24 protein-coding genes are annotated in these 21,849 nt (G+C 69.2%); 8 read left to right on the plus strand and 16 right to left on the minus strand.

The annotated features are described in order from the left end of the window. Positions 1 to 231 precede the first annotated feature (231 nt). Both FPZ12_RS18250 and FPZ12_RS18255 read right to left on the minus strand, forming a co-directional pair. A complete protein-coding gene (locus tag FPZ12_RS18250; protein WP_144751827.1) occupies positions 232 to 1,293 on the minus strand; it encodes a DODA-type extradiol aromatic ring-opening family dioxygenase in 1,062 nt (353 codons plus the stop codon). Further along, the gene (locus FPZ12_RS18255) at positions 1,290 to 1,517 is read right to left on the minus strand and encodes a hypothetical protein (RefSeq protein WP_144751823.1); all 228 of its coding nucleotides are present in this window, start codon (positions 1,515 to 1,517) and stop codon (positions 1,290 to 1,292) included. Before FPZ12_RS18255 ends, FPZ12_RS18250 begins: the two co-directional genes overlap by 4 nt. Positions 1,518 to 1,617: 100 nt before the next feature. Here FPZ12_RS18255 and FPZ12_RS18260 point away from each other — a divergent pair, with 100 nt between their 5' ends. The 6 genes from FPZ12_RS18260 to FPZ12_RS18285 are packed head-to-tail and all read left to right on the plus strand — an operon-like array spanning position 1,618 to position 6,305. Then, positions 1,618 to 2,928 carry an aromatic ring-hydroxylating oxygenase subunit alpha gene (locus FPZ12_RS18260; RefSeq protein WP_144751820.1) on the plus strand — a complete coding sequence of 437 codons (1,311 nt, stop codon included), beginning with the start codon at positions 1,618 to 1,620 and terminating at the stop codon, positions 2,926 to 2,928. A 1-nt stretch (position 2,929) separates the two neighbouring features. Beyond that, the gene (locus FPZ12_RS18265) at positions 2,930 to 3,412 is read left to right on the plus strand and encodes an aromatic-ring-hydroxylating dioxygenase subunit beta (RefSeq protein ID WP_144751817.1); all 483 of its coding nucleotides are present in this window, start codon (positions 2,930 to 2,932) and stop codon (positions 3,410 to 3,412) included. A 12-nt stretch (positions 3,413 to 3,424) separates the two neighbouring features. Then, positions 3,425 to 3,745 carry a non-heme iron oxygenase ferredoxin subunit gene (locus tag FPZ12_RS18270; protein WP_144751814.1) on the plus strand — a complete coding sequence of 107 codons (321 nt, stop codon included), beginning with the start codon at positions 3,425 to 3,427 and terminating at the stop codon, positions 3,743 to 3,745. Next, positions 3,738 to 4,493: an SDR family oxidoreductase gene (locus FPZ12_RS18275; protein ID WP_144751811.1), complete on the plus strand. Its 756-nt coding sequence runs from the start codon at positions 3,738 to 3,740 to the stop codon at positions 4,491 to 4,493. The genes FPZ12_RS18270 and FPZ12_RS18275 overlap by 8 nt, the downstream gene beginning before the upstream one ends. A gap of 22 nt (positions 4,494 to 4,515) precedes the next feature. Then, complete coding sequence (locus tag FPZ12_RS18280) at positions 4,516 to 5,718, plus strand: NAD(P)/FAD-dependent oxidoreductase (RefSeq protein ID WP_144751808.1); 1,203 nt, start codon at positions 4,516 to 4,518, stop codon at positions 5,716 to 5,718. 26 nt (positions 5,719 to 5,744) lie between these two features. Continuing rightward, entirely contained in the window at positions 5,745 to 6,305 is a 561-nt protein-coding gene (locus FPZ12_RS18285) for a hypothetical protein (protein ID WP_144751805.1), read from the plus strand. A gap of 19 nt (positions 6,306 to 6,324) precedes the next feature. Here the strand turns inward: FPZ12_RS18285 and FPZ12_RS18290 are convergent, their stop codons facing one another. Next, on the minus strand, positions 6,325 to 6,807 hold the full coding sequence (locus tag FPZ12_RS18290) for a Clp protease/crotonase-like domain-containing protein (RefSeq protein ID WP_144751802.1): 483 nt from the start codon (positions 6,805 to 6,807) through the stop codon (positions 6,325 to 6,327). Positions 6,808 to 6,964: 157 nt separating this feature from the next. Here FPZ12_RS18290 and FPZ12_RS18295 point away from each other — a divergent pair, with 157 nt between their 5' ends. Further along, on the plus strand, positions 6,965 to 7,291 hold the full coding sequence (locus tag FPZ12_RS18295; protein ID WP_144751799.1) for a putative quinol monooxygenase: 327 nt from the start codon (positions 6,965 to 6,967) through the stop codon (positions 7,289 to 7,291). Positions 7,292 to 7,342: 51 nt separating this feature from the next. Here the strand turns inward: FPZ12_RS18295 and groL are convergent, their stop codons facing one another. The 8 genes from groL to FPZ12_RS18335 all read right to left on the minus strand — a co-directional run bounded on the left by groL (position 7,343) and on the right by FPZ12_RS18335 (position 16,069). Then, positions 7,343 to 8,992, minus strand: coding sequence for a chaperonin GroEL (groL, locus tag FPZ12_RS18300; protein ID WP_144751795.1), 1,650 nt, complete (start codon positions 8,990 to 8,992; stop codon positions 7,343 to 7,345). A 22-nt stretch (positions 8,993 to 9,014) separates the two neighbouring features. Continuing rightward, positions 9,015 to 10,040 (minus strand): NAD(P)-dependent alcohol dehydrogenase, encoded by a 1,026-nt coding sequence (locus FPZ12_RS18305; RefSeq protein ID WP_144751792.1) that lies wholly within the window; start codon positions 10,038 to 10,040, stop codon positions 9,015 to 9,017. Next, positions 10,037 to 10,765 carry a metal-sulfur cluster assembly factor gene (locus tag FPZ12_RS18310; RefSeq protein ID WP_144751790.1) on the minus strand — a complete coding sequence of 243 codons (729 nt, stop codon included), beginning with the start codon at positions 10,763 to 10,765 and terminating at the stop codon, positions 10,037 to 10,039. Before FPZ12_RS18310 ends, FPZ12_RS18305 begins: the two co-directional genes overlap by 4 nt. Continuing rightward, positions 10,762 to 11,778 (minus strand): amidohydrolase family protein, encoded by a 1,017-nt coding sequence (locus tag FPZ12_RS18315; RefSeq protein ID WP_144751787.1) that lies wholly within the window; start codon positions 11,776 to 11,778, stop codon positions 10,762 to 10,764. The genes FPZ12_RS18310 and FPZ12_RS18315 overlap by 4 nt, the downstream gene beginning before the upstream one ends. 85 nt (positions 11,779 to 11,863) lie before the next feature. After that, positions 11,864 to 12,202 (minus strand): propane 2-monooxygenase effector subunit MimD, encoded by a 339-nt coding sequence (gene mimD / locus FPZ12_RS18320; RefSeq protein ID WP_166462812.1) that lies wholly within the window; start codon positions 12,200 to 12,202, stop codon positions 11,864 to 11,866. A gap of 5 nt (positions 12,203 to 12,207) precedes the next feature. Continuing rightward, on the minus strand, positions 12,208 to 13,311 hold the full coding sequence (locus FPZ12_RS18325) for an aromatic/alkene monooxygenase hydroxylase subunit beta (RefSeq protein ID WP_144751782.1): 1,104 nt from the start codon (positions 13,309 to 13,311) through the stop codon (positions 12,208 to 12,210). A 17-nt stretch (positions 13,312 to 13,328) separates the two neighbouring features. Next, entirely contained in the window at positions 13,329 to 14,369 is a 1,041-nt protein-coding gene (locus FPZ12_RS18330; RefSeq protein WP_144751779.1) for an FAD-binding oxidoreductase, read from the minus strand. Between the two features lie 65 nt (positions 14,370 to 14,434). Beyond that, positions 14,435 to 16,069: a ferritin family protein gene (locus FPZ12_RS18335; protein WP_144751776.1), complete on the minus strand. Its 1,635-nt coding sequence runs from the start codon at positions 16,067 to 16,069 to the stop codon at positions 14,435 to 14,437. Between the two features lie 182 nt (positions 16,070 to 16,251). Here FPZ12_RS18335 and FPZ12_RS18340 point away from each other — a divergent pair, with 182 nt between their 5' ends. Beyond that, positions 16,252 to 18,033, plus strand: a complete 1,782-nt coding sequence (locus tag FPZ12_RS18340; RefSeq protein WP_243769906.1) for a sigma-54-dependent Fis family transcriptional regulator — start codon at positions 16,252 to 16,254, stop codon at positions 18,031 to 18,033. A gap of 69 nt (positions 18,034 to 18,102) precedes the next feature. Here FPZ12_RS18340 and FPZ12_RS45640 read toward each other — a convergent pair whose 3' ends face one another. The 5 genes from FPZ12_RS45640 to FPZ12_RS18360 form a co-directional block, all read right to left on the minus strand. Next, positions 18,103 to 18,264 (minus strand): hypothetical protein, encoded by a 162-nt coding sequence (locus FPZ12_RS45640; RefSeq protein WP_166462807.1) that lies wholly within the window; start codon positions 18,262 to 18,264, stop codon positions 18,103 to 18,105. Between the two features lie 120 nt (positions 18,265 to 18,384). Beyond that, positions 18,385 to 19,245: an ABC transporter permease gene (locus FPZ12_RS18345; protein WP_144751773.1), complete on the minus strand. Its 861-nt coding sequence runs from the start codon at positions 19,243 to 19,245 to the stop codon at positions 18,385 to 18,387. Further along, positions 19,242 to 20,030 (minus strand): ABC transporter ATP-binding protein, encoded by a 789-nt coding sequence (locus FPZ12_RS18350; RefSeq protein ID WP_144751770.1) that lies wholly within the window; start codon positions 20,028 to 20,030, stop codon positions 19,242 to 19,244. The genes FPZ12_RS18345 and FPZ12_RS18350 overlap by 4 nt, the downstream gene beginning before the upstream one ends. Positions 20,031 to 20,048: 18 nt before the next feature. After that, positions 20,049 to 20,969 carry a substrate-binding domain-containing protein gene (locus tag FPZ12_RS18355; protein WP_144751767.1) on the minus strand — a complete coding sequence of 307 codons (921 nt, stop codon included), beginning with the start codon at positions 20,967 to 20,969 and terminating at the stop codon, positions 20,049 to 20,051. Then, positions 20,966 to 21,838 (minus strand): amidohydrolase family protein, encoded by an 873-nt coding sequence (locus FPZ12_RS18360; protein ID WP_144751765.1) that lies wholly within the window; start codon positions 21,836 to 21,838, stop codon positions 20,966 to 20,968. Before FPZ12_RS18360 ends, FPZ12_RS18355 begins: the two co-directional genes overlap by 4 nt. Between the last annotated feature and the right edge of the window lie 11 nt (positions 21,839 to 21,849).

Raw genomic sequence — 21,849 nt, forward strand, 5'->3', positions numbered from 1 at the left:
GGGATCGCCTCCTCAAGAATTCCCACCCGCCAGCCCGACCACCACCCCCGGCGGACACGCTCCGCGCGACAGCACCCTCACAGCGTCCGCGCTGTCCTCGCCAGGAACCGCCCACCCGTCTCCCACCGCCACCCTCAACCGACACGCTCCGCGCGACTCCACCGATTCAAACCCCCGGCGGTGCCAGCGCACGGCCCACAGCAAGCGGCTCCGCCCCTTATGAACCAGCACCTAGCGGTACACCGCGAAGGGTTTGGTGGAGTTGAACACCTCCGTGGTGACCAAAGTGGACCATTCCCGGCCGAGGCCCAGTTCCTGGACGGCCCCGAAGAGGCAGAACCAGTTCAGGATCTCGTGCTGTCCGGCCGCCACCACCTCGTGGCTCGTCACCGCGGCCAGCTCGTCGAAACGGTCCTCGGTCATCAGCCGGTAAAGTCGTTCGTCGGCCTCGGTGTCCGGCCGGATGTGCCACAGCGCGTCGGCGAGGAACGCGTGCGACCAGCTCGACGAGGCGATGAAGGCCACGCGCTGGTCGCTCCCGGCGAAGTGCCGCGCGATCGCCTGCCCCACCGCCATGCAGCGCGCGGGGCTGGGTCCGGAGGGATCGAGCTTTTCGTCGGCGATGTCGGCGAAGCGGGCGAGCCCGCCTTTCCGGGCGATCGCGTGCTGCCCGTAACAGTTCACGGTGACCGGTAAGAGGCGATAAGGGAATTCCGCGCCCGCGTGCTCGTAGTCGAGGAACAACTGGGTGTTCAGGATCGCGTGCGGGAAATGCGCGCCGGCCCGCTTTCGGTACGAGTAGGCCATGTCGACGCCGTCGTTGATCACCCCGTCGGCGAGTTCCCTTGCCGTTTTCGCGTCCCCGCGCAGCGTGACGTGGAAGTCGTCCGGCAGGCCCCAGGCGTTGGGGCTGCCGCGTTCGTTCATGACCTCGAACGCGGGGACCTCGAGATCGTCGTAGGCGAGCACGCAGAACGGCGGGACGACCTCTTCGCGGAAGTTCTCGTACTGGTCGTCGCCCCACACGACGACCACGTCCGGGCCGAACTCGTCGAGCGCGGCGCGGCACCGGGCGAGCCCGTCGAGGAGCCGGGCCCGGTGCGTCGCGGCCGAGGAACGGCCCTGGTCCTGGCCCCATTCCGCCCGCATCGTTTCGGCCCAGTTCGCGGGATCCTTTTCCTCGCCGGGAATCCCGGGGTCCTCGAGCGTCCACCGGAGCAGGCCTGCCATGTGCTCGTCCGTGCCGGCGAGCAGCGGGTAGTGCGTCATGCCGATCCCGAGGAACCGGCTCATGGCCGGGCCTTTCCGTCCAGGGGCAGCACGACGACGTTCGAGGTCCCCAGGTGGAACCAGTTCACCCCGTCGTCGTCCGGTTCGTGCGGGAGGATTTCCACGGTGGTGAACGGGACCCCGGCGGGATCGTGCGTGCCCACGATGATGTTGACGTCGCAGCCGACGGAGCGGACGTGCAGGATCTTGTCCGGTCCTTCGGCGTCGTGATGCTCGACGATGCGCATTCCGGTGACGGTAACCAGCAAGGCCGCCATGGGGCGGTGCGGTTCCAGCGGCCGGAACCGCGGCCCACCGGGCGTGTCGGCGTTCCTAACGTCAGCGCCCATGTCCTACGTCATCGACGACCGGCAAGCATCGCTCTTCCAGGTCAACCGCGAGGTCTTCACCTCGCGGGAGATCTTCGAAAAGGAGCGGGAACTCGTCTTCGGCCCGGCCTGGCTCTACGCCGGGCACGAGTCGGAACTCCCGCGCCGCAACGACTTCCGCACCCGTGACGTCGGCGGCCGGTCGGTCATCTTCAACCGCGACCGCCACGGCGACGTCCGCGTGCTGCTCAACACCTGCCGGCACCGGGGCGCTTCGCTGTGCCGGCATCCGGCCGGTAACGCCAAGATCTTCACCTGCTTCTACCACGGCTGGGCCTACCGCAACTCGGGCGAACTGGTGAACGTGCCCGCCGCCGAGGACTACGCGCGCTCCCCCGTCGAGGTCTACCAAGGTCTTCCCGGGCCACGGGTGGAGTCCTACCGCGGCTTCTACTTCGTCAACTTCTCCGCGGACCCACCGGATCTCCACGCCTGGCTGGGCACTTCGGCCTACCTGCTCGACCTCGCCGCCGACCAGTCCGAAGACGGGATCGAGATCCTGCCCGGAACGCACGACTACACGCTGAACGCCAACTGGAAACTGCTCGTGGAGAACAGCATCGACGGCTACCACGCGAAATCGGTGCACCACACCTACTTCGAGATGATGAGGGAGCTGGGCCAGACCCCGCCGATGCTGGGCGACGCCGGCACCAACGGCGTCCCGCCCGCGGGCCTCGGCACCGAGTTCGGCCATGGGCACGCCACCCTGATGTACCCGGGCAACGGGCTGCCGCTGGCAACGGAAACCGTCACCCGCGACCTTGGCGTGCTGCGGGCCCGCGCGGCCGAACGGTTCGGCGAGTCCTACGCGGCGGCGGTGTTCGACCTGGCCCGCAACACGATCTTCTTCCCCAACTTCGTGCTGATCGACCTGAACTTCGGCATGATACTGCGGACGATCATGCCGCTGGGCCCGGACCGCACCCAGGTCTCCAGCTGGCAGATCGCGCCCCGCGGCCTGGGGCAGGAATCGTTGCGGTACCGCATCGACAACGCCCTGACGTTCTGGGGCCCGGCCGGCCTGGCCACGCCCGACGACGTCGAAGCGCTCGAACAGGCGCAGCGCGGATTCAGCGCGCGGCGCGAGATGCCGTGGTCGGACATCTCCAAGGGGATGGGCAAACCCCGGCCGGCCGCCAACGACGAACTGCAGATGCGCGCGTGGTGGCGGCAGTGGAACGCCGTCGTGACCGGCGAAGAACGGCCGCGCGAGGTCGACGAGTTCGTGCCGTTCGACCGGCCCGCCCGCGAGACCCAGGGAGCCTGAAATGACGACGCCCACCCGCGCGGAGATCGAGGATTTCCTTTACCGGGAAGCCTCCCTGCTCGACGACTGGCGGCTGGAGGAATGGCTGGAGCTGTTCACTCTCGACTGCACGTACGAAGTCCCGGCCACCGACGCGCCCGGCTCCGACCCTGCCTTGACGTGGTCGCTCATCCACGACCGCCGCACCATGCTCGAACAGCGCGTGGTCCGGCTGAAGAAACCCGAGGCGCACGCGGAGTTCCCGCATTCACGGACCAGCCGGATCATCGGCAACGTCCGGATTCTCGGCCGCGCCGCGGATTCGGTGTCGGTGTCCGCGAGTTTCCTGGTGTCGCGGATGAAGGCGGGGAAGTTCGACCAGTACGCGGGCCACTACTTCTACGAGCTGGTGCCGGGACCGGAAACGCTGAAGATCCGCCGGAAGAAGGCCGTGCTCTCGCACGACCGGCTGGATCCGCAGGGCAAGATCTCGTTCGTCCTTTGAGGAGTGACCGCGATGAACCGCATTCTGGCCTGCGCGGCCGAGGAACTCGAGGACGGCGAGGCGATGACCGTGGCAGGGGACCACGAGGCGATCGCCGTGTACAAAGTGGACGGTGAGTTCTACGCGACCTCCGACGTGTGCACGCACGAGAAGTGGTCGCTCGGCGAGGAAGGTGATCTCGACGGTTTCGAAGTCACCTGCACGCTGCACAACGCCCGCTTCGACGTCCGCGACGGGAAGGCTCTGTGCTTCCCCGCGACGGTGAACCTGCGCCGTTATGCCACCACCGTCGAGGATGGCAAGGTCTACGTGCTGGCGGGCGATCATGAGTGAGCGCTTCGCCGGACGCGTCGTTGTCGTCACCGGCGGCGCGAGCCCGATCGGGTTCGGCATCGCCGCCCGTCTCGCGCGGGAAGGCGCCACCCTGGTCCTGGGTGATCTGGACAGCGACCGCCTGCAGGCCGCGGCGGACGAACTCGGCGCGGCCGCCCACGCCGGGGACCTGAGCCGCCGGGAAACCGCCGAGGCGTTGATTTCGCTGGCAGGACGGCCGGACGTGCTGATCAACTGCGCCGGTGGTGGCGTCATCCTGCCCACGCCGGCGCACACGGAGGAAACGCTGCGGGCGACCATCGATCGCAACCTGTGGACCACGCTCTACTGCACCCTGGCCGCGTTGCCCCTCATGGCCCGGGCCGGGTACGGCCGGATCGTGAACATCGGCGCGGAATCGGTGCGCAACGGCCTCTACCGGCACGCCGTCTACAACGCGGCCAAAGGCGGCGTGCACGCGTTCGCCACCGGGCTGGCACGGGAGTACGCCGAACACGGAATCACCGTGAACACCGTGGCGCCGGCCTGGATCACCACCCCGGAAGCAGACGCTCGCCTCGCCGCCGCACCCGAGGCGGAACGCCGTGACATGGCGGGGTTCTTCGACCGGATCCGCGCGACGATCCCCATGCGGCGCCCCGGAACCGTCGCCGAAGTGGCCGCCGCGGTCGCCTTCGTCGCGTCCGAGGAGGCGTCCTACCTCACCGGGCAGACCATCAGCGTCAACGGCGGCAGCTCGATGCTCTGACGCGCCCAGGAACGGAGCACACATGCACCCCCTTCGCTCGGTCACCGTGGTCGGCGGTGGCCTTGCCGGGTTCACCGTGGCGGCCCAGCTGCGGGCGAACGGCTTCGACGGCACGGTGCGGATCGTCGATCCGCAGGGCCTGCCCTACGACCGGCCGCCGCTGAGCAAGGCGTACCTGACCGGCGACGCCACCCTGGAGCTGGCGCCGTCCGCCTGGTACGACGACAACGCCGTCGAGGTGATCACCGGCCGTGTCACGCGGTTGTCGGCCGGTACCGGCGGTGTTCTCGTCGGCGGCAGAGAACTCGCGTCCGACGCGGTTGTCCTCGCCACCGGCGGACTCCCCCGCCCGCTGCCCGGTGGACGCGTCCTGCGCACCCGCGCCGACGCCGACAGACTGCGCGAAACGTTGCGGCCGGGCGGCGAACTGGTGATCGTCGGCGCGGGCCTGATCGGCGCCGAAGTCGCTTCCAGCGCCAGGACTTTGGGCGTCGCGGTGACGCTGGTGGATCCCGTGGCCGTGCCCCTCGTGCCCGCAGTCGGGCCGGAGCTGGCGGTGTTCCTCCAGGCACAGCACGAAAAGCACGGGGTGCGTTTTCTCCACGGCACGCCGTCCCGGATCGGCGGCGGTTTCGCCGAGATCGAGCGTCACGACGGCGAACGTGTGCGGGTCGGCGCGGACACGGTGCTCGCCGCGGTCGGCCTCGAAGTCCACACTGGACTCGCCTCGTCCGCCGGCCTGGCGGTCGACGGCGGGATCGTCGTCGATTCCGCCGGCAGGACAAGCAACCCCGCGATCTACGCCGTCGGCGACATCGCCCGCACGCGCCTGCCCGACGGCACCCTGCAACGCCGGGGCGAACACTGGGAGTCCGCGATGCTCGACGGCACCGCGACCGCCCGGTCACTCCTCGGCCTCGCCGCAGACACTCGCCCGCCGCCGTGGTTCTGGTCCGATCGCTACGGCCTGCACGTGGAGGCCGTCGGCACCATGGCCGTCCCCGGTAAAACCGTCTTCCGCGAGTCCGGTCCGGCGTCGCGCCTCGCCTTCCGTCTTGACACGGACGGCCGCCTGACCGGCTGCGCGTCGATCAACGGCGGCAAGGCCTTGCGGGCCGCCCGCCGCTTGATCGCCCGCGCGGCCGTCGTCGCCCCCGAATACCTGCGGGATCCTGCGGTGGACGTCCGAAAACTCGGCCGGAACACGCGTGCTGGCACGGGGTGAGTCCGTCGTCGGTTACGCTGCCGGTCGTGTCCGAAAAGACCTCATCGCCCGAACCTGGGGCTCCCGTCATCGAATACCGGTCCGGGCGGTGGCTGTTCCTCGGCGGGCTGGCCCTGTTCGTCTTCTTCGGGTTGGTCGCCCTGTTCCCGGAGGCCGGGCACCCATCAGCGTCATCGAGAGCGAAGGATCTTTCTCCGACCGCCGTGTCGTTCCTCTTCGGCGCGCTCGCGCTCAGCGGCCTGTTCGTCATGATCGGCTCGGTCCCCCGCAGGCATCGTTTCGTCGTCGACGCACGGGGACTGTGGTGGTGGGCCGGCCGGAAATCCGACCTGATCGCGTGGGACGAGGTGCGCGCGGTCCGCGGCCAGGAACCGCGCCCACCGGTCAAGGGCGACCCGAACTCGAAGTCCCTGCTGCCGGCCCTGGTGTTCACCCCAGTGGACAGTGGCTTCGCGAACCGGCACGGCGCGCTGGTGAAACCCCGGCCCGACGCCGGTCCGGAAGTGGACCTGAAACTGCCGAACAGCACCACGGTCCGGCAGCTGACCCAGGAGATCACCAGAGTCCGCCCGGACCTGATCCACTAGGAACGACGACCCCGCGCCGCTAGCCGCCCACGGGGACGGCGGGGTGGCGGTCATCGAGAGACCTCGCCAGATGCAGGGCCTCGCCGAGCAGGTCCGCCGGGGCGCAGGCGCGTTCGACCAGGCCCTCGGCCAGTGCCGCCGCCACGCTGAAGCGCGATCCGCCCGGCACCGGGCAGATGTCGCCTCCCGACATGACCCGGGCGCGCGCCGCGGACGCGAGCGCGTAGCCCGCGCCGATCGCGTCGCCGTTGATCGCCGCCACCACCGGGGACGCGTGGGCACGGAAGGCGCTCAGCACGTCCGCCAACCGGCTCGCCGCCTCGGGCGCGGGGTCGAGGTCCGGCGCGAACACGCCACCGGAACCGGTGAGGACGATCGGCCTGTCCCCGATATAGCCGACCGCCGCGCCGAGGCCGTCGAGCAGGTCGGCGCTCAGCACTCCTCGCGGCGCCCGCCGGATCCTGACCAGCGCGGCCGCCGTCCAATACTCCACGTCGAGCATCAGCGTCCTCCTCAGCACTCGGACCGAGCGTACGAGCGGAGCGCGCGCTCCCCTGTCTCAGATTGAGACCCTTTCGCCCGCCGTGGTGCGCTATCCCTGGGAACATGGAAACCGCCCTGTCCACAGCGGACGGCGCCGATCACCCGAGAGGACCGTGATGATCTTCATTACCGCGAAGTTCCGCGTCCGGCCCGAGCACGCCGACGCCTGGCCGCGGATCGCGAGCGAGTTCACCGAGGCCACCCGCGCCGAGCCCGGCTGCAAGTGGTTCGACTGGTCACGCAGCATCGAGGACCCCACCGAGTACGTGCTCGTGGAGGCGTTCGCGGACGGCGACGCGGGAGCCGCGCACGTCGGCTCCGCGCATTTCAAGGCCGCGCAGGCCGAGCTGCCGAAGTACCTGGTCGAGACGCCGCGCATCGTCAGCGTCCCGGTGGAGCAGGACGACTGGGCCGAACTGGGCGAGCTGGCCGTGCGCGACTGACCGCACGCGACGGTGCCGCCGGGACCTCCCGGCGGCACCGTCATCCCCGGCTCAGTAGATGTTCGACGGGCGCACCATGCCTTCGGCGAGGTCACCTGCTCCCGGCGCGAGGATCGCGCCCGGGTTCACGAGCACCTTCTCCACCACCGCCGTCTCCGTCGTGATCAGCAGCGCCGCGATGGAAGCCGCGCTCTCCAGCGCCGAACGGGTCACCTTCAGCGGGTCGACGACACCGGCGGCGAAGAGGTCGCAGTACTCGCCGGTGAGCGCGTCGAACCCACCGCCCGTGTCCATTTCGGACACCCGGGCCACGACCTCGTCGCACTCGTACCCGGCGTTGGAAGCGATCCACCGCAACGGTTCCCCGAGCGCCCGGCGGACGATCTCCCGTCCCTGCGCCGCGTCCCCTTCCAGCCCGACCAGATCCACACAGCGCGCGGCTTGCGCCAGCGACGCGCCCCCGCCCGCGACGACGCCCTCTTCCAGCGCGGCGCGGGCGGCCGCCAGCGAGTCCTCGACGCGCAGCATCCGGTCCTTGAGCTCGACGCTCGTCGCGGCCCCGGCCCGGACCACGGCGATCCGGCCCGACAGCCGGGCGATGCGCAGCCGCAGGCTGTCCTGGTCGTGCTCGATGCGCGCCCGCTGCAGCTGCTTGTCGAGCTGGCCGATCCGCGCCCGGACCGTCGTCTCGTCCCCGGCGCCGCCGATGATCGTCGTCGTCTCCTCGGTGATCGTGACGTGCTCGCAGCGCCCGAAGTCCCGCTCGGTCACCTCGGTCAGCGTGATCCCGGCGTCCTCGCTGACCACGCGTCCGCCCAGCGCGGCGGCGAGGTCTTCCAGCTCCGCCACCCGCCGGTGCCCGAAGCCCGGCGCGCGCACCACGACCGCCGGGCAGGTGCCGTGCACGTTGCCCGCCACGATCATCTGCAGGGCGGGCCCGTCGACGTTCTCGGCGAGGATCACCAGCGGCCGGTCGAGCCTGCGGGCGGCCTCGACCGTGGGCATCAGCTCCTGCACCTGGCTGATCTTCTTGTTGGTCAGCAGGACGACCGGGTCGTCGTAGCAGGCTTCCATCCGCTCCCGGTCGGTGACCATGTACGGCGAGGTGTAGCCGTGGTCGAGCTCGATCCCGTCGACCAGTTCGACGCTCAGCCCGGGGTCGGCTGACTCCTCGATCTCCACGACGCCTTCCCTGCCCACGGCCGCCAGCGCCTGCGCGATGGCCCGGCCGATCCGCTCGTCGTCGCTGGCCGCCAGGGTCGCGATCCGCTCCAGCTCCGTCTCCCCCGCGACCTGCGTCGCCGATTTGCGCAGCCATTCGACGACGGCCTCGACGGTCTCCTCGATCCCGCGGCGGACCCGCATCGGGTTCGCGCCCTCGCCGAGCGCGGCCAGCCCCTCGCGGACCATGGCCTGCGCCAGGACGGTCGCCGTGGTCGTGCCGTCCCCGACGGCGCCGTTGGTCTTCATGGCGACTTCCTTGACCAGCTGGGCGCCCATGTTGGCGAACGGCTCCTCCAGCTGGATCTCCCGCGCGATGGTGACGCCGTCGTTGGTGATCGTCGGCGGGCCGGTCAGTTTCTCCAGCACCGCGTTGCGCCCCTTGGGCCCGAGCGTCACCTTCACCGCGTCGGCCAGGGTGTTGACCCCCAGCTCCAGCCGGCGCCGCGCATCGACGCTGAACCGCAGCTCCTTCGCCATGGTCTCCTACTTCCTTTCCGTTTCAGGGAACGAGAATCGCGCGGCCGCGGACCTTGCCCGCGCCGAGGTCGCCGAGGGCATGGCCGAACTCCTCGAGCGGGTACCGGGCGGTGCGCAGCTTGACCTTGCCGCGCGCCGCCAGCACCATCAGATCCTGCAGATCCGCGTAGGAGCCGACGAGATTGCCGATGAAGTTGATCTCGGTGGAGATGATGTCGATCGTCGGCACGTCGAGGTTTTCGCCGTAGCCGACCACGTAGTAGTTCCCCGCGCGGCGCAGCATCCGCACGCCTTCGGCCGTCGACCCGCCCTCACCGACGAAATCGATCACGGCCTCCGCGCCGTGGCCGCCGGTCAGGTCGAGCACACTGTCCACATGGGACCCGTCGGCGACGACCGTGACGTCGGCCCCGAGCTGCTCGGCCAGTTTCAGCGCCGCGGGGTTGCGGTCGACGACCACGAGGGTCGCCGCGCTCATCGCCTTCATGCTCTGGATCCCGATGTGGCCCAGCCCGCCAGCGCCGATCAGCACGCAGACATCGCCGGGACGCAGCACTTTCGCCGCCTTCGCCACCGCGTGCTGGGCGGTCAGGCCCGCGTCGGCGAGCGCGGCCACGTCCGCGGGTTCGAGGCCGTCGTCGAGCTTGACGCACGAACGCGCCGACGTGAGCAGGTACTCGGCGTACCCGCCCGCGGTGTCGATGCCGGGGAACTTCGAGTTCTCACAGTGCACGTCGTCGCCCAGCCGGCACGCCCGGCACAGCCCGCAGGTCATCAGCGGGTGCAGGATCACCTTGTCCCCGACGGAAACTTCGGTGACCGCGTCGCCGACCGCATGCACCCAGCCCGCATTCTCGTGCCCGATCGTGTAAGGCAGGGTGACTCCGCTCTTCTCGGCCCACTGCCCTTCGAGGATGTGGAGATCGGTGCGGCAGACCCCGGCCGCACCCACCCGGACCACGACATCGAGCGGGCCGGTGACCTTCGGCTCGGGGACGTCCCGCAGCTCCAGGTTCTGGTGGTACCCGGTGACCTGGACGGCTTTCATGTGCTGCTCCTGGTGTTCGTGACGGCCGGGGCGGACCCGGCGGGGTCGTCGTACCGGGTCGCCAGCAGACCGCGGCAGAAATGGGTGTTGCCCTCGATGGACACCCGGGTGGCGGCGGCGAGCCGGAGCCACAGCCTGGCCTCGGACTTCGCGATCCGCCTGCCCTCGTGGTCGACCAGCACGCGGGCGTGCGAGTGCGTGGGCAACCCCAGCGCCTCACGCCGGCGCAGCAACGCCGACTTGTACCGGTCCTCGGGCAGGTCGAACAGCTCCATCAGCGGGAGTTCTTCGAGCGACCAGGCGCCGCCCGCCAGCAACGGACGGCAACACCGTTCGATCGCGGCGAGGTGCGCCTTGCGCCGGAACGTACGGCGCAACTCGTCCAGGCCCTCGTCGGCCTCGGCGCCGAAAGTGCCGAGGTAGCCCGCTTCGGCCGCGATCCCGCCGTTGATCTTGGCGGAGTCGTGGTGGTCGTCGAGCAGCACGCGGACCCGGCCCGCGCCGGGCACGCCCGTGAGCGCGTCGTAGGCGTCCGAGGCCATCAGGAACGCGAAATTGGGCGCGCAGAACGAAGTCGGCAGGCGCAGGTGCACCTCGACGCCCTCGTCGTCGATCGTCACCGAGCGGACGAACCCGAGCTCGGTGACCGGCTGGTCGAGCTCCGGGTCGAACACCGTGCCGAGCGCGGCGAGGACCTCGGCCTCCAGGGAAACGGCGACCGTCATCGCGCACCCACCCCGGCCTCACCGGCCTCGGCCGGCAGCCGAAGCTCCCGCGGCACGTCGAGGTCGTAGAGCGCGGCCGCGTTCAGGCCGAGGATCTTTTTCTTCTGCGCGGTGGTGATCGCCGGGTACTCGGGCAGGTCCTCGGGGATCTGGAAGTCCACGAACCGCTCGACGAGCCACTTCGGCGTCCACAGCGCGTAGTCGCTGCCGAAGAGGATCCGGTCCTCGCCGATCCAGTAGAGGAGTTCGCCGATGATCTGGGCGAAGTAGCGCGGGCGGGTGTGCATGAACGGGATCGCCACCGCGAGCCCGCCGTACACATTGGACTCCTGCGTCGCGATCCAGCAGAAGTCCTCCAGCCGCGGCAGGCCAACGTGCTCGACGACGAAGTTGAGGTCGAGGTAGTCGGTGGCGACCTTGTCGATGTCGGCCACGTCGAAGGCGTCCCGGTCCAGCGGCCGGATCGTCGGTCCTTTGTGGACGTGGATGTTCCTGATCCCGAGCGCGAGGCACTCTTCGAGGTAGCGGCGCGACCACGGGTCGTCCAGCTTGTACCCGCGCGAATCCCCGTGCCATTCGGCGGTGTACAGCTTGACGCCCTTGAGGTTCATGCGCTCGGCGTCGCGGCGCAGCTGGTCGAGGCCGGCTTCCTCGTCACGCGGATCGTAGGCGTGGTTGTACGTCAGCTTGTCCGGATGCTGCTGGGTGAGCCCGAACGCTTCCTCGGTCTGCCCGAACCCGGTCTTGTAGAACTCCCGGAGCAGGGTGGCCTGGAAGATCGCGTGATCGACGTGGCCTTCGCCGAAAACGTCCTTCATGAACCGGTCGGCACCGTAGTAGGTGTAGGTGTCGTAGTCCCAGAGGACCTCCTCCGGGCTGAGGTTGCGGTGGTAGTCGTAGAAGCAGTCGATGAACTGCTTGCCGTGGATGTTCTTCTGGTTCGACGCGCGCGCGTCCCAGATGTGGACGTGCCCGTCCACGATGAAGTACTGCTCGCCGTCCTTGGAGTACATCGGCTGCCCTTCGGAGTCGTTCGTGCGGTGGGATGCGGTGGCGGGGCGCCGCCTCGGCGCGCCCCGCCACCGCGGTTCGGGGGGATCAGCCGTGCGCGAGGAGGTCGAAGCCGATGTACTCGGCGGCGTCCTCCGGGTTGGCGAACAACAGGGTCCGGTCGTCGAGGTGGACCATCCGGCCGTAGTGGGTGGAGCTGATCTCCTCGAAGATCGACCCGTCGAACGGCTCGCCGAGCGCCTCGGTCAGCTCGTCGTAGTCGAACTCCAGCAGCCTCGTGCCGTCCACCCGGATCATCGACGGGTACTCCACGAGCGTGACGCCTTCCTTGGCGCCCATCGCGTCGGCGACCACCCGGCCGACCGGGGTGTTCATCAGCGTGACGCCGCACATGTTCGAGGCACCGGCCTGCGAACCGAACCGCATGTCGCTCACTGGGTCAACTCCTTGGGAACGTCGAGCCCGATCTCCTCGAGCAGCTGGGTGAACTTCTCCTTCGTGGCGCCGAACGAGTCGGCGAAGGTGCGCGTCGTCTCGGCGGGCTGCGACCAGATGGGCTGCAGGGCGCGCGCGGCCTCCAGGCACGGCGGCACCCACTGGGCCAGCCACTGGCCGAACAGTTCCTGGTTGCCGGCGCCGTGCGTCTCGTCGCGGGTGAGCAACCGGAACAGCGCGCGGGTGTAGCGCAGGTCGCGGTTGTAGTCGTGCTCGCCGGTGCCGACGATGGTCGGCGTGATGTAGTCGCCGTTCCCGGCGGAGATCTGCATGACCAGCTCCGACCGGAACAGCTGCCCGACGAGCTGCTCGAACACGATGTTCGTGCCGAACAGCAGCTCGCCCCAGTCCCCGACCGCGGTGAGCTCCTCGACGACCTTCCGGACGGGCTGCCACTCTTCGGCCGCCTGCCACACCTCGCGGTGCGCCGAACCGTCGAAGGAGTCCAGCGATTCGGACAGGTCCAGGTTGAACAACGCGAGGTCCTGGGCGAACCGCATCTTGTGCGCGGCGTTGACGGCCACCGCGTTGTTGATCATGTTGGTGGGCCCCGACCGCTGGATCGAGGTGAACACGTGCAGCGCGATGCCGTTCTCGGCGTGCATCCAGGCACCCAGGTTGCGGGCGATGAACTTCTGCCACGCCGGGTTCCAGTTGCCGTAGGCCCCGGCGCGCTTGGCGTTCTCCAGCCCCAGCGACACCTGCCGGACCACCGCGGAGTTGTTGCGGTAGATGGTCTGTTCCCATTCCTCGTTGGGATCGAGGAACGCGTGCCAGTTCGAGGACTTCGCCGCCGTCCACTCCTGCGGGTAGCCGCCGGGGCCGTCGCCGAAGCCGTAGATCCAGCCCTGGCTCAGGTGCCGGTCCGGGTCCGGCTGCACGTCGACGGTCACGTCCTCGTACACCGTGGCCCGCAGCTTGGCCGGCTCGAAGTAGTTGTAGGACCGGCTCTTGGAGCTGGGGAAGTCCAGCGCGCCGGCCTCGGAATCGGTGAACTCCACCTTCGGGAAACTGCGCACTTTGGGCGCACTGCTCGTCATGGGCGCTAACTCCTTTGTCAGGCTTGGGGAACGGACGTCGTGAACTTGTCGTAGAAGACCTGGTCGCCGGGGACTCCTTGGCGGGCGGCCAGTTCCAGTGCCGCGTCGACCATGGGCGGCGGCCCGCACAGGTACACCTCGCTGCGGTGCAGCTCCGGCTCCCGCGCCTCGGCGACCGCGGTGACCATCCCGGACTCGATGTCGACGCCGAGCCCATCGGCGCCCGCGTCGGACTCGGAGAGGGCGACCACGAAACCGAAATCCGGCAGCCGCGCGCCCAGCGCCCTGATCTCGTCGAGATAGAACAGGTCCGTCGCGGTACGGGCGCCGTAGTAGAACCGGATCCGGCGCGGGTCGCCGGTCTCGGCGAGGTGCCGCAGCAGGGCGAGCACCGGCGCCATCCCGGCCCCGCCCGCCATCAGCACGAGCGGCAGCACATGCCCGTTCTTGAGCGTGAAGGTGCCGTACGGCCCGGTGAGCTCGATCGTGTCGCCCACCGCGATGCCCTCCTCCAGCAACGACGAGAACCGGCCACCGGGGTACTTCTTGATGACGAACTCGACGTGGTCCGTTGTGGACGGTGTGGTCGCCATCGAGAAGGACCGGTGTTCCGCCGTGCCCGGGATGGTCAGGTCGGCGTACTGCCCGGCCTTGAACCGGTAGTCCGCGTCGGGCTTGAGCTTGAGACCCACGATGTCGTGCGTGTGCTCCACGATCTCCAGTACTTCGGTGCGGATCTCCTGCAGTGGCGCGGAGTTGAGCAGCTCCTCCTCGTCGAAGTTGAGCAGTTCGATGGTGCAGTCGCTGAAGGCGTGCGCGCGGCACAGCAGCACGTAGCCCTCTTCGACCTCGGCGTCGTTGCACGCGAACGTCGAGTAGCGCTCCATCTGGATCTCGCCGTCGAGGACGTAGGACTTGCAGGCGGAACACTGTCCCTCACGGCAGCCGTGCATGAGGTGGATCCCCTGCCGGAACGCGGCGTCCAGGATCTTCTCGTCTTCGCCGACCTCCATTTCCAGGTCGACCGGTTCGAACGAGATGCGGTGCTTGTCGGCCATTGCTCGTCTCGATTCTCGGGGGGCGGGCGACGGCGGCACGCCGCCGCCCGCCGGTCCTCAGCCGGTCAGGCCGACACGTTCGCGTTCGCGCGGTAGGCCGCGGCCCACTGCTCGCGCTCCTGATCGGACATCTGGTTCAGCGTCACGTTCGGGCTGGCGAACCGGATGCCGCGAAGGTCCTCGAGCGTCCACAGCTTCTTCGGGTCGTCGAGATCCAGGTGCGGCTGGGGAATCAGCGTCTTCCCGTCGTCGCGGACGTAGCCGAGGTCCTTGACGATGTCGGCGAGATCGCGGTCGTGGTGCAGCGTCTCCCACTCGCGCTGCCCGGTCAGCCTGCCCATGTTGGGCGTGTCGCGGCCCTCGTACTCGGGCCGGAACGCGACCTTGTCGGTCCAGGCGCAGGGTTCCGAGCAGTAGGTGCGCCACTGGTCGTCGACCTTGTCCACCACCAGGTCCTCGCGGACGAGGCAGGGCACCATGCAGGTCCAGCAGCGGTGCGGGTACTCGTAGCCGACGTCCTCGAACGCGATCGGCTTGTTGCGGCCCGGGTAGCGCAGCCGGTTGTAGTTCTCCCACCACTTGCCGAACTGGGCGTACCAGCCGGGGTACTTCTCCTCGAACCACTCGAAGTCGGCGTCGGTCATGCCGTCGATGCGCCAGTAGTTCACCGGCCAGCCGGTCGCGAAGAACTGCGCGACCCGGTGCACGTAGAACTTGTTCGTGATCCGGTTCCACGCCTCCTCGACGAGGTCGTGCGGGATCGTCAGGCCGTACTTCTCCAGCGGCAGCAGGTAACTGCGGTAGTAGTCGTCGTAGATCCAGCGGCGCCACATCTCCGCGTAGGACTCACGGTCCTTGCGGCGGTCCTTCGTGCCGTACTCGATGAAGGTGCCGATCGCCGCGTCGACGACGCAGTGGTTGTTCCACCAGGCGTAGCGAAGATCCCGCTCCAGCAGCGGGCGGTTGCGCTCGTCGGCCAGCGCCATCAGCAGGATGGAGTAGCCGTTGGAGATGTGCCGCGACTCGTCGGACTGCACCGAGTGGAACACCGTCGGCAGCAGGTAGTCGCCGTTGGCGGCGGCTTCGTCGGGCATGGCGACGAACAGGGTGTTGGTGAAAGCGGTTTCCGCCACCACGGTCAGGTAGATGTTGGCCGCGGTGATCGCGTCCCCGGTGATGAACCCCTCGCCGAACTGGCGGCCGATGGTGCCCGCGTAGTTGTTCGCGAACGCCTTCTCGGTGATGTCGAACCCGGCCGGGTCGATGTAGTTGTTCATGTACAGCTTTTTGAGGTTCATCTGGATGGTCGAGTGCCGGACCTCGTCGATCATCTGCACCGCGAGTCCGTTGTGGATCTCGGGGTTGGGCACGGCGTCGATCGCCATCGGCATCGCCCGCGCGGCCGAGATCTCCGGGAACGGGATGATCGAGAGGAACAGCTTCTGCCACTCCAGCCAGCGCTGCTGCACCTGGCGGAACATGTTGCCGCGGATCGCGCCGTCCATGGCGCCGAACACGCGGTTGTCCTTTTCCTCCTCCATCGGGAAGTACGACCGCATGATCTGCTTGAGCGGATCCTTCTTGGGCGCCTTCTCGAACGTGTAGTCCGTGCCGAACCGCGTCGCCGGTGTGGCGAACGTCGGCTCCCACGACAGCTCGGTGATCTTGTTGTGCGCCTTGGTGAGACTCTGCCTGCTCACTCCGCCTCCTCGAAACCGGGGTCTCGCCACCCGGAAAGTCGTCACTGACGGAGAAGAGTGTGTTGCGGATCGCAGGGAGGTTCTGTCTCAATGTGAGACTACGGATCACACGCCGCCCCGCGACGATGGCTGTCGCGGGGTCCGGGACGCGGTGACCCCGCGTGACGTCGAAGGAGACGGTGGTGGCGACGCGAGGAGACGGGGCGGACAAGCGGGTCAGCGCGCTGCGGGAGAACTTCCTTTCGCGGCCGCTGCCGCAGCCGGGCGTGCGGGAGATCATCTCCGCGTCGTGGCGCCGGGCGCTGGAGAACCACATCGACGCCGACGAGCCCGATCCCGTCTTCGTCGCGGACCACGACGAAGAGAGCCTCCTGGTGCGCAGTGCCAGGCCGATCCTGGACAACCTGTGCGAGGAGCTGGCCGCTCACCCGGTCGCGGTATTGCTGACCGACGCGGACGGCCTGGTGGTCAGCCGGCGCAGCGTGGACGGCGCGCTCAACTCCGGTCTCGACCGCATCTCGCTCGCCCCCGGCTACAGCTACGCCGAGGATTCCATCGGCACCAACGGGATCGGCACCACGCTCGAATGCCAGCAGCCGGTGCTCGTCTCGGGTTTCGAGCATTTCAACAGCAGGCTCGCGGAGTTCGAATGCGCCGGGGTGCCGATCTACCACCCGGTGCGCGGAAACCTGTTCGGCGTGCTCGACCTGACCTCGTGGACGGGGACACCGGGGCCGCTGCTGCTCACGCTGGCACGCCGGACGGCCAGGCAGATCGAGGAGGCGATGCTCTCCGGCACCGGCGCGCGGGAACTGGCGCTGTTCCGCGAATATCTCACCTCCTGCCGGCGCGGCTCGGGCGCGATCCTCGCCGTCAACGAAGACGTCGTGATGGTCAACAACCACGCCCGCGAGCTGTACGACGTCACGGACCGGGCGGCGCTGATCAGCCACGCGGCCGACGTGGCGGGAGCGGCCAAACCGGTCACGGTCCTCGCCGATCTGCCCTCCGGCGTGGTCGCGCGGCTGGAATACCGGCCGGTGTATACGGGATCGGTGCTGGCGGGCGGCGTGTTCCGGGTGAAGAACCACGCCGGGGCCCAGCGCACGGCGGGTCCGGCGGAAGCGCACCTGCCCGGCCTGGCCGGTGTCAGCCCGGCCTGGCGGCAGACTTGCGCCGCCGCGCAGGCCGGTTTCACCGCCGGGAGCTGGCTGGTGCTGACGGGCGAGCGCGGCAGCGGCAAGACGGCGCTGGCCCAGGCCGTCGCGCGGCACCACTCGCCCAGCGGGCACCTGATCGTGCGGGACTGCGAAGGCGTTGAGGACTATGAAGCCTGGGCGGCGGAACTGGCCGACGAGGTGGCCACCGCGACCGCGCCGGCGGTGATCCTGCGGCATGCCGACACGCTCGGGACCGAAGGCATGCGCTGTCTCACCGACCTGTTCACGGCCTGGCAGTCGGCTCCGCCGATCGAGGCGCCGGCCTGGGTCGCCGTCACACTCGGTGACACGCCGGGCGATTCGGCCGCCGGATGGCTGATGCCGTTCTTCGCGCACACCGTCGAGGTGCCGCCGCTGCGCCACCGCATCGAAGACCTCCGGCCGCTCGTACCGCAGCTGCTCGCCCGCCACGCGCGCGGCCGCGACCTCGCGCCGTCGGACGCATGCCTGCGCCAGCTCATGCGGTTGCCGTGGCCGGGCAACATCCGGCAGCTGGACCGGGTACTGGCCGAAACCTCGCGGCACCGCCACACCGGCACCATCGAGGTCACCGACCTGCCCGCGGAATGCCGCACCATCACCCGGCGGCAGCTCACCCAGCTCGAGTCGCTCGAACGCGACGCCATCGTCCGCAGCCTGTCCACCCACCACGGCAACAAGGAACGAGCCGCCGCGGAACTCGGCATGTCCCGCGCGACGATCTACCGCAAGATCCGCGCTTTCGGCATCGTCCCCGGCGCCTGACCGGCGTGGGTGTCTCCCCGAAATCCCGCGCTGTACCCAGTACTCGTCGCCGAGTGACGGGGAAAGGGTTCAGCCCACTGGAAACATCCGGGTTCGGAGACCCTCGACGCAGCGCCGCAATTCCGCGACGCTGGCGTCCACCGGGACGGCAGGACTCTGCGGCAGCCGGCACCCCGGGGCGAGCCGGTCCGGGTACAGGCTCACCGGCCCGGCGATCAGGTCGCTGCTCACTGCCGCAGGTGGCCCTCCATCGTCGCGGCCGGATCTTCGTCGTGCACCCGCAAACTCCGGTGCGCGGCACGGAACGCCCAGAGCGCGCCCGGCGCCGTCGTGTGGTGCGCGTGGAAGTGCTTACTCCTCGTCGTCGCGCTTCCAGGGTGCGATCCAGCGCTCCAGCGCGCGGACGCCGGCGGTCAGGATGATGCCCAGCGCCATCAGCACGAGCACCGGCACGAGCATCGCGGCGGTGTCGAACTGGTTGCCGTACTTGGTGATGATGGCGCCGAGCCCGGTGATCCCGGTGAAGAACTCGGCGACGACCATCCCGATGATCGCCCGCCCGATGCCCAGCCGGAGCCCCACCATGATGTACGGCAGCGCCGATGGCAGCACGATCTTCTGGAAGATCTGGCGCTCACTGGCCGCGAAGGCCGCGCCGACGTCGAGGTGGCGCCGGTCGATGTTCCGGACACCGGCCGCGACGTTGATGATCACCGGGAAGATCGTCAGGATGAAGACGATGAACAGCTTGGCCTCGAAGCCCAGCCCGAACCAGAGGATGACCAGCGGCACCACGGCCACCAGCGGCGTGGCGTAGAGGGCGTTGATCAGCCAGTCCGTCGCCCATTCCGCCGTGCGGTACCGGCCGACCACGAGCCCGGTCACGATGCCCACGACGCTGCCGGCGAGGAAGCCGAGCACCAGCGTCCGCAGGCTTTCCAGCAGCGCCTGTGGCAACTCCCCGCTCTGGGTGAGCGTCACCGCGGCCTGCGCGATTTCGCTCGGGTAGGACATGAAGAGCGGGTTCACCTGCCTGCCGAGGATTTCCCAGGCACCGAGGACCACCACGAACGAAATGATCCGGACGATCCACGCCCGGCGCCCGGGTTTCCCTTGCCGCGACGCGTTTTCCTCTGCAACGGTTTCGGGCACCTGCGCGGCCGGGACGGTCTCCGCGGCCGTAGCGCGGACGTCCAGTGTTCGGCGGTTCATGCCGGGTCCTCCCGCGGTGAGGTGATCAGCGACCAGGTGTGCTGGCGCAGCTGCTGGAACTCCTGCTCGGCGCGCAGCTCGGGCAGTGACGGCCGCGGCCGCGCGAACGGCACGGTGATGATCTCCCGCACCCGCCCCGGGCGTGCCGCCATGACCACGACGCGGTCGCTGAGGTAGATCGCCTCGTCGAGGTCGTGGGTGACGAAGACGATCGTCTTGCCGGTGCGTTCGAGCACGCCGAGCAGCTCCGCCTGCAGCACCTCACGGGTCTGCGCGTCCAGCGCGCTGAACGGCTCGTCCATCAGCAGCACGTCCGGGTTGGTCGCGAGTGCCCGCGCCAGCCCGATCCGTTGCTGCATCCCGCCGGAAAGCTGGTGCGGGTAATGGTTTTCGAAGTTCTCCAGTCCGACGAGCCGGAGCAGTTCCCTGGCGCGGGCGACGCGGGCGGCCTTGTCCCGGCCCTGCACTTCGAGCCCGAACTCGACGTTCTTCCGCGCTGTCCGCCACGGCAGCAGGTTGGCCTGCTGGAACACCGTCGTGCGATCCGAGCCGGGGCCGCTGACCTGCCGCCCGCCGACCGCCACCACGCCCCGGTCCGCGGCCACCAGTCCCTGCACGATCCGCAGCAAAGTCGTTTTGCCGCAGCCGCTTTCGCCGACGATCGACACGATTTCCCCGGCCCGCACGGTGAACCGCACGTCCCGCAGGACCTGCAGGTGCTCCGCGCGGGCCGCGGACCGGTAGCTCTTGCACACATCCTCGACGCTGAGGCTGCTCTGGGGCATCTCGACTCCTGCTTGTCGTTATCCGAGACGACGGGTCACGTCGTCGACCATGTCGTCCACCGCGATCGGCGACGGGATCAGGTGCTGCCGCACGGCGTACTCGGCGATGATTTCCAGCCCTGGCCGCAGCGCGTCGAGCCCTACGGGCAGCGCGTCCGCGGCCGTGACGCCCGGCTCTTCCGGCGCCAGCCGCGGTTCGGCCAGCGCTCGCGTCCGGGATTCGGCGACCATCCCGAACACCTCGGTCACCAGCTCCGGCGACTTTTCCGGCAGTGGCGCGGGCACGACCAGCACATGGTTGATCGGGACGACGCCGTATTCGCGGAACCATTCACCGCCCGCCGCGACGGGGTCCGCGATGACCGGCACGGTGGGCGCCTGGGTACCCGGGGCACCGGGCGAACCGAGCACGGCCGCGTCGAGCTCACCGTCGGCGAGCAGCTGCTCGATCGACGCGCCCGCGGGCGCACGGACCACATTGGACGGTTCCGTGAACCCGTCGACGTGGGGCTCCTCGAAGGTCACCCACGTCACCGAATCGCCGGGGACGCCGTAATCCGCCTCCAGCAGGCCGCGCAGCCAAACCCCCGTCGTGACGGTGTACGCGCGGACCCCGATCCGGGCGCCCTTCAGCTGTTCCGGCGTGACCGGGCGGCGTGCGTCGGCGACCAGGTACCGGTGCTGGAAGCGGCCGACCAGCACGATCGGCAGCAGGGTCAGCGGTGCCCCCGCGGCCTTCGCCTGCAGGTAGGTCACGATCGCCATTTCGCTGACGTCGAAGCACTGCTCGCGGATCATCGCGCCGAACGCGTCGTGCACCGGGAACACGTCGGCGAACCGCAACTCCAGCGCGTCCGAGCGGACACTCCCGTCGTGCAGCGCCGCCGTGTTGGGGTACTTGCCGATCAACGCCTCGACGCGCGTGCGAGCGCCTGTCATCGGGCCGCCCCCACCGAAGCGAGCACCGGGTACAGCGACTGCGCCGTGCGCGAGAAAACCCAGTCGGCGTCCTCGGCCGAGAGGAACGACAACTGGTCGCGCGCCATTCCGACGAGTTCCGGCAGAGTTCCCTCGGCCGCGGGGAAATTCGACCCCCACGCGATCCGCCGCGCGCCGAACACCTCGAAGATCCGGCCGAACCACGTCTCCGGGCTCGCGGCTCCGTCACGGGAGTGCTGGAAGTTCTCCGTCGTGACCTTGAGGTACACGTTGTCGTAATCGGCGAGTTCGAAGAGCGTGGCGGCGCCGGGATACGGCGGGCCGGATTCGATCGAGGGCTGCGTGAGGTGGTCCAGGATCACCTTCGCGGCGGGAAACCGGCGGAGCAGGTTCCGCAGCCGCGGCTGGCCTTCCGGGGTCATCTGCACGCAGACCGGGATGTCGTGGGCTTCGGCCCACGCCCACACCGGGAAGGTGCGCTCGTCGTCGAGCCAGTCCGCCTGCCCCGGCATCGTGCTGCCCGTGGTGAACAACCGCAGGCCGGTCATGCCGCGTTCCTCGACCCAGGTCCGCAGCACGTCCACCGCGTTCTCCGCCAGCACGTCGATCGAGCAGACCCCGGTCAGGCGTCCGGGATGCGCGGCGACGACGTCGGCCACGTAGCTGTTGTCGAAGCCGTAGGCGGTGGAGGTCTGCACGATCGCGGCGCGCGCCACCCCGGCGTCGTCCATCGCCCGCAGCAGGGCGTCACCGGACAGCGGCCGCGCCGCCGACCACCCGGATTGCCTGCCGCCCAGCGGTTTCAGCGGGTAGCTGCCGCGGTCCTCGGAGATCACGTGGGGGTGGATGTCGATCACAGGTGCAGTCATGGTTCCTCGCT

Origin of the sequence: Amycolatopsis acidicola (assembly GCF_007713735.2) — a bacterium.
In the GTDB taxonomy this organism is placed as follows: domain Bacteria; phylum Actinomycetota; class Actinomycetes; order Mycobacteriales; family Pseudonocardiaceae; genus Amycolatopsis_E; species Amycolatopsis_E acidicola.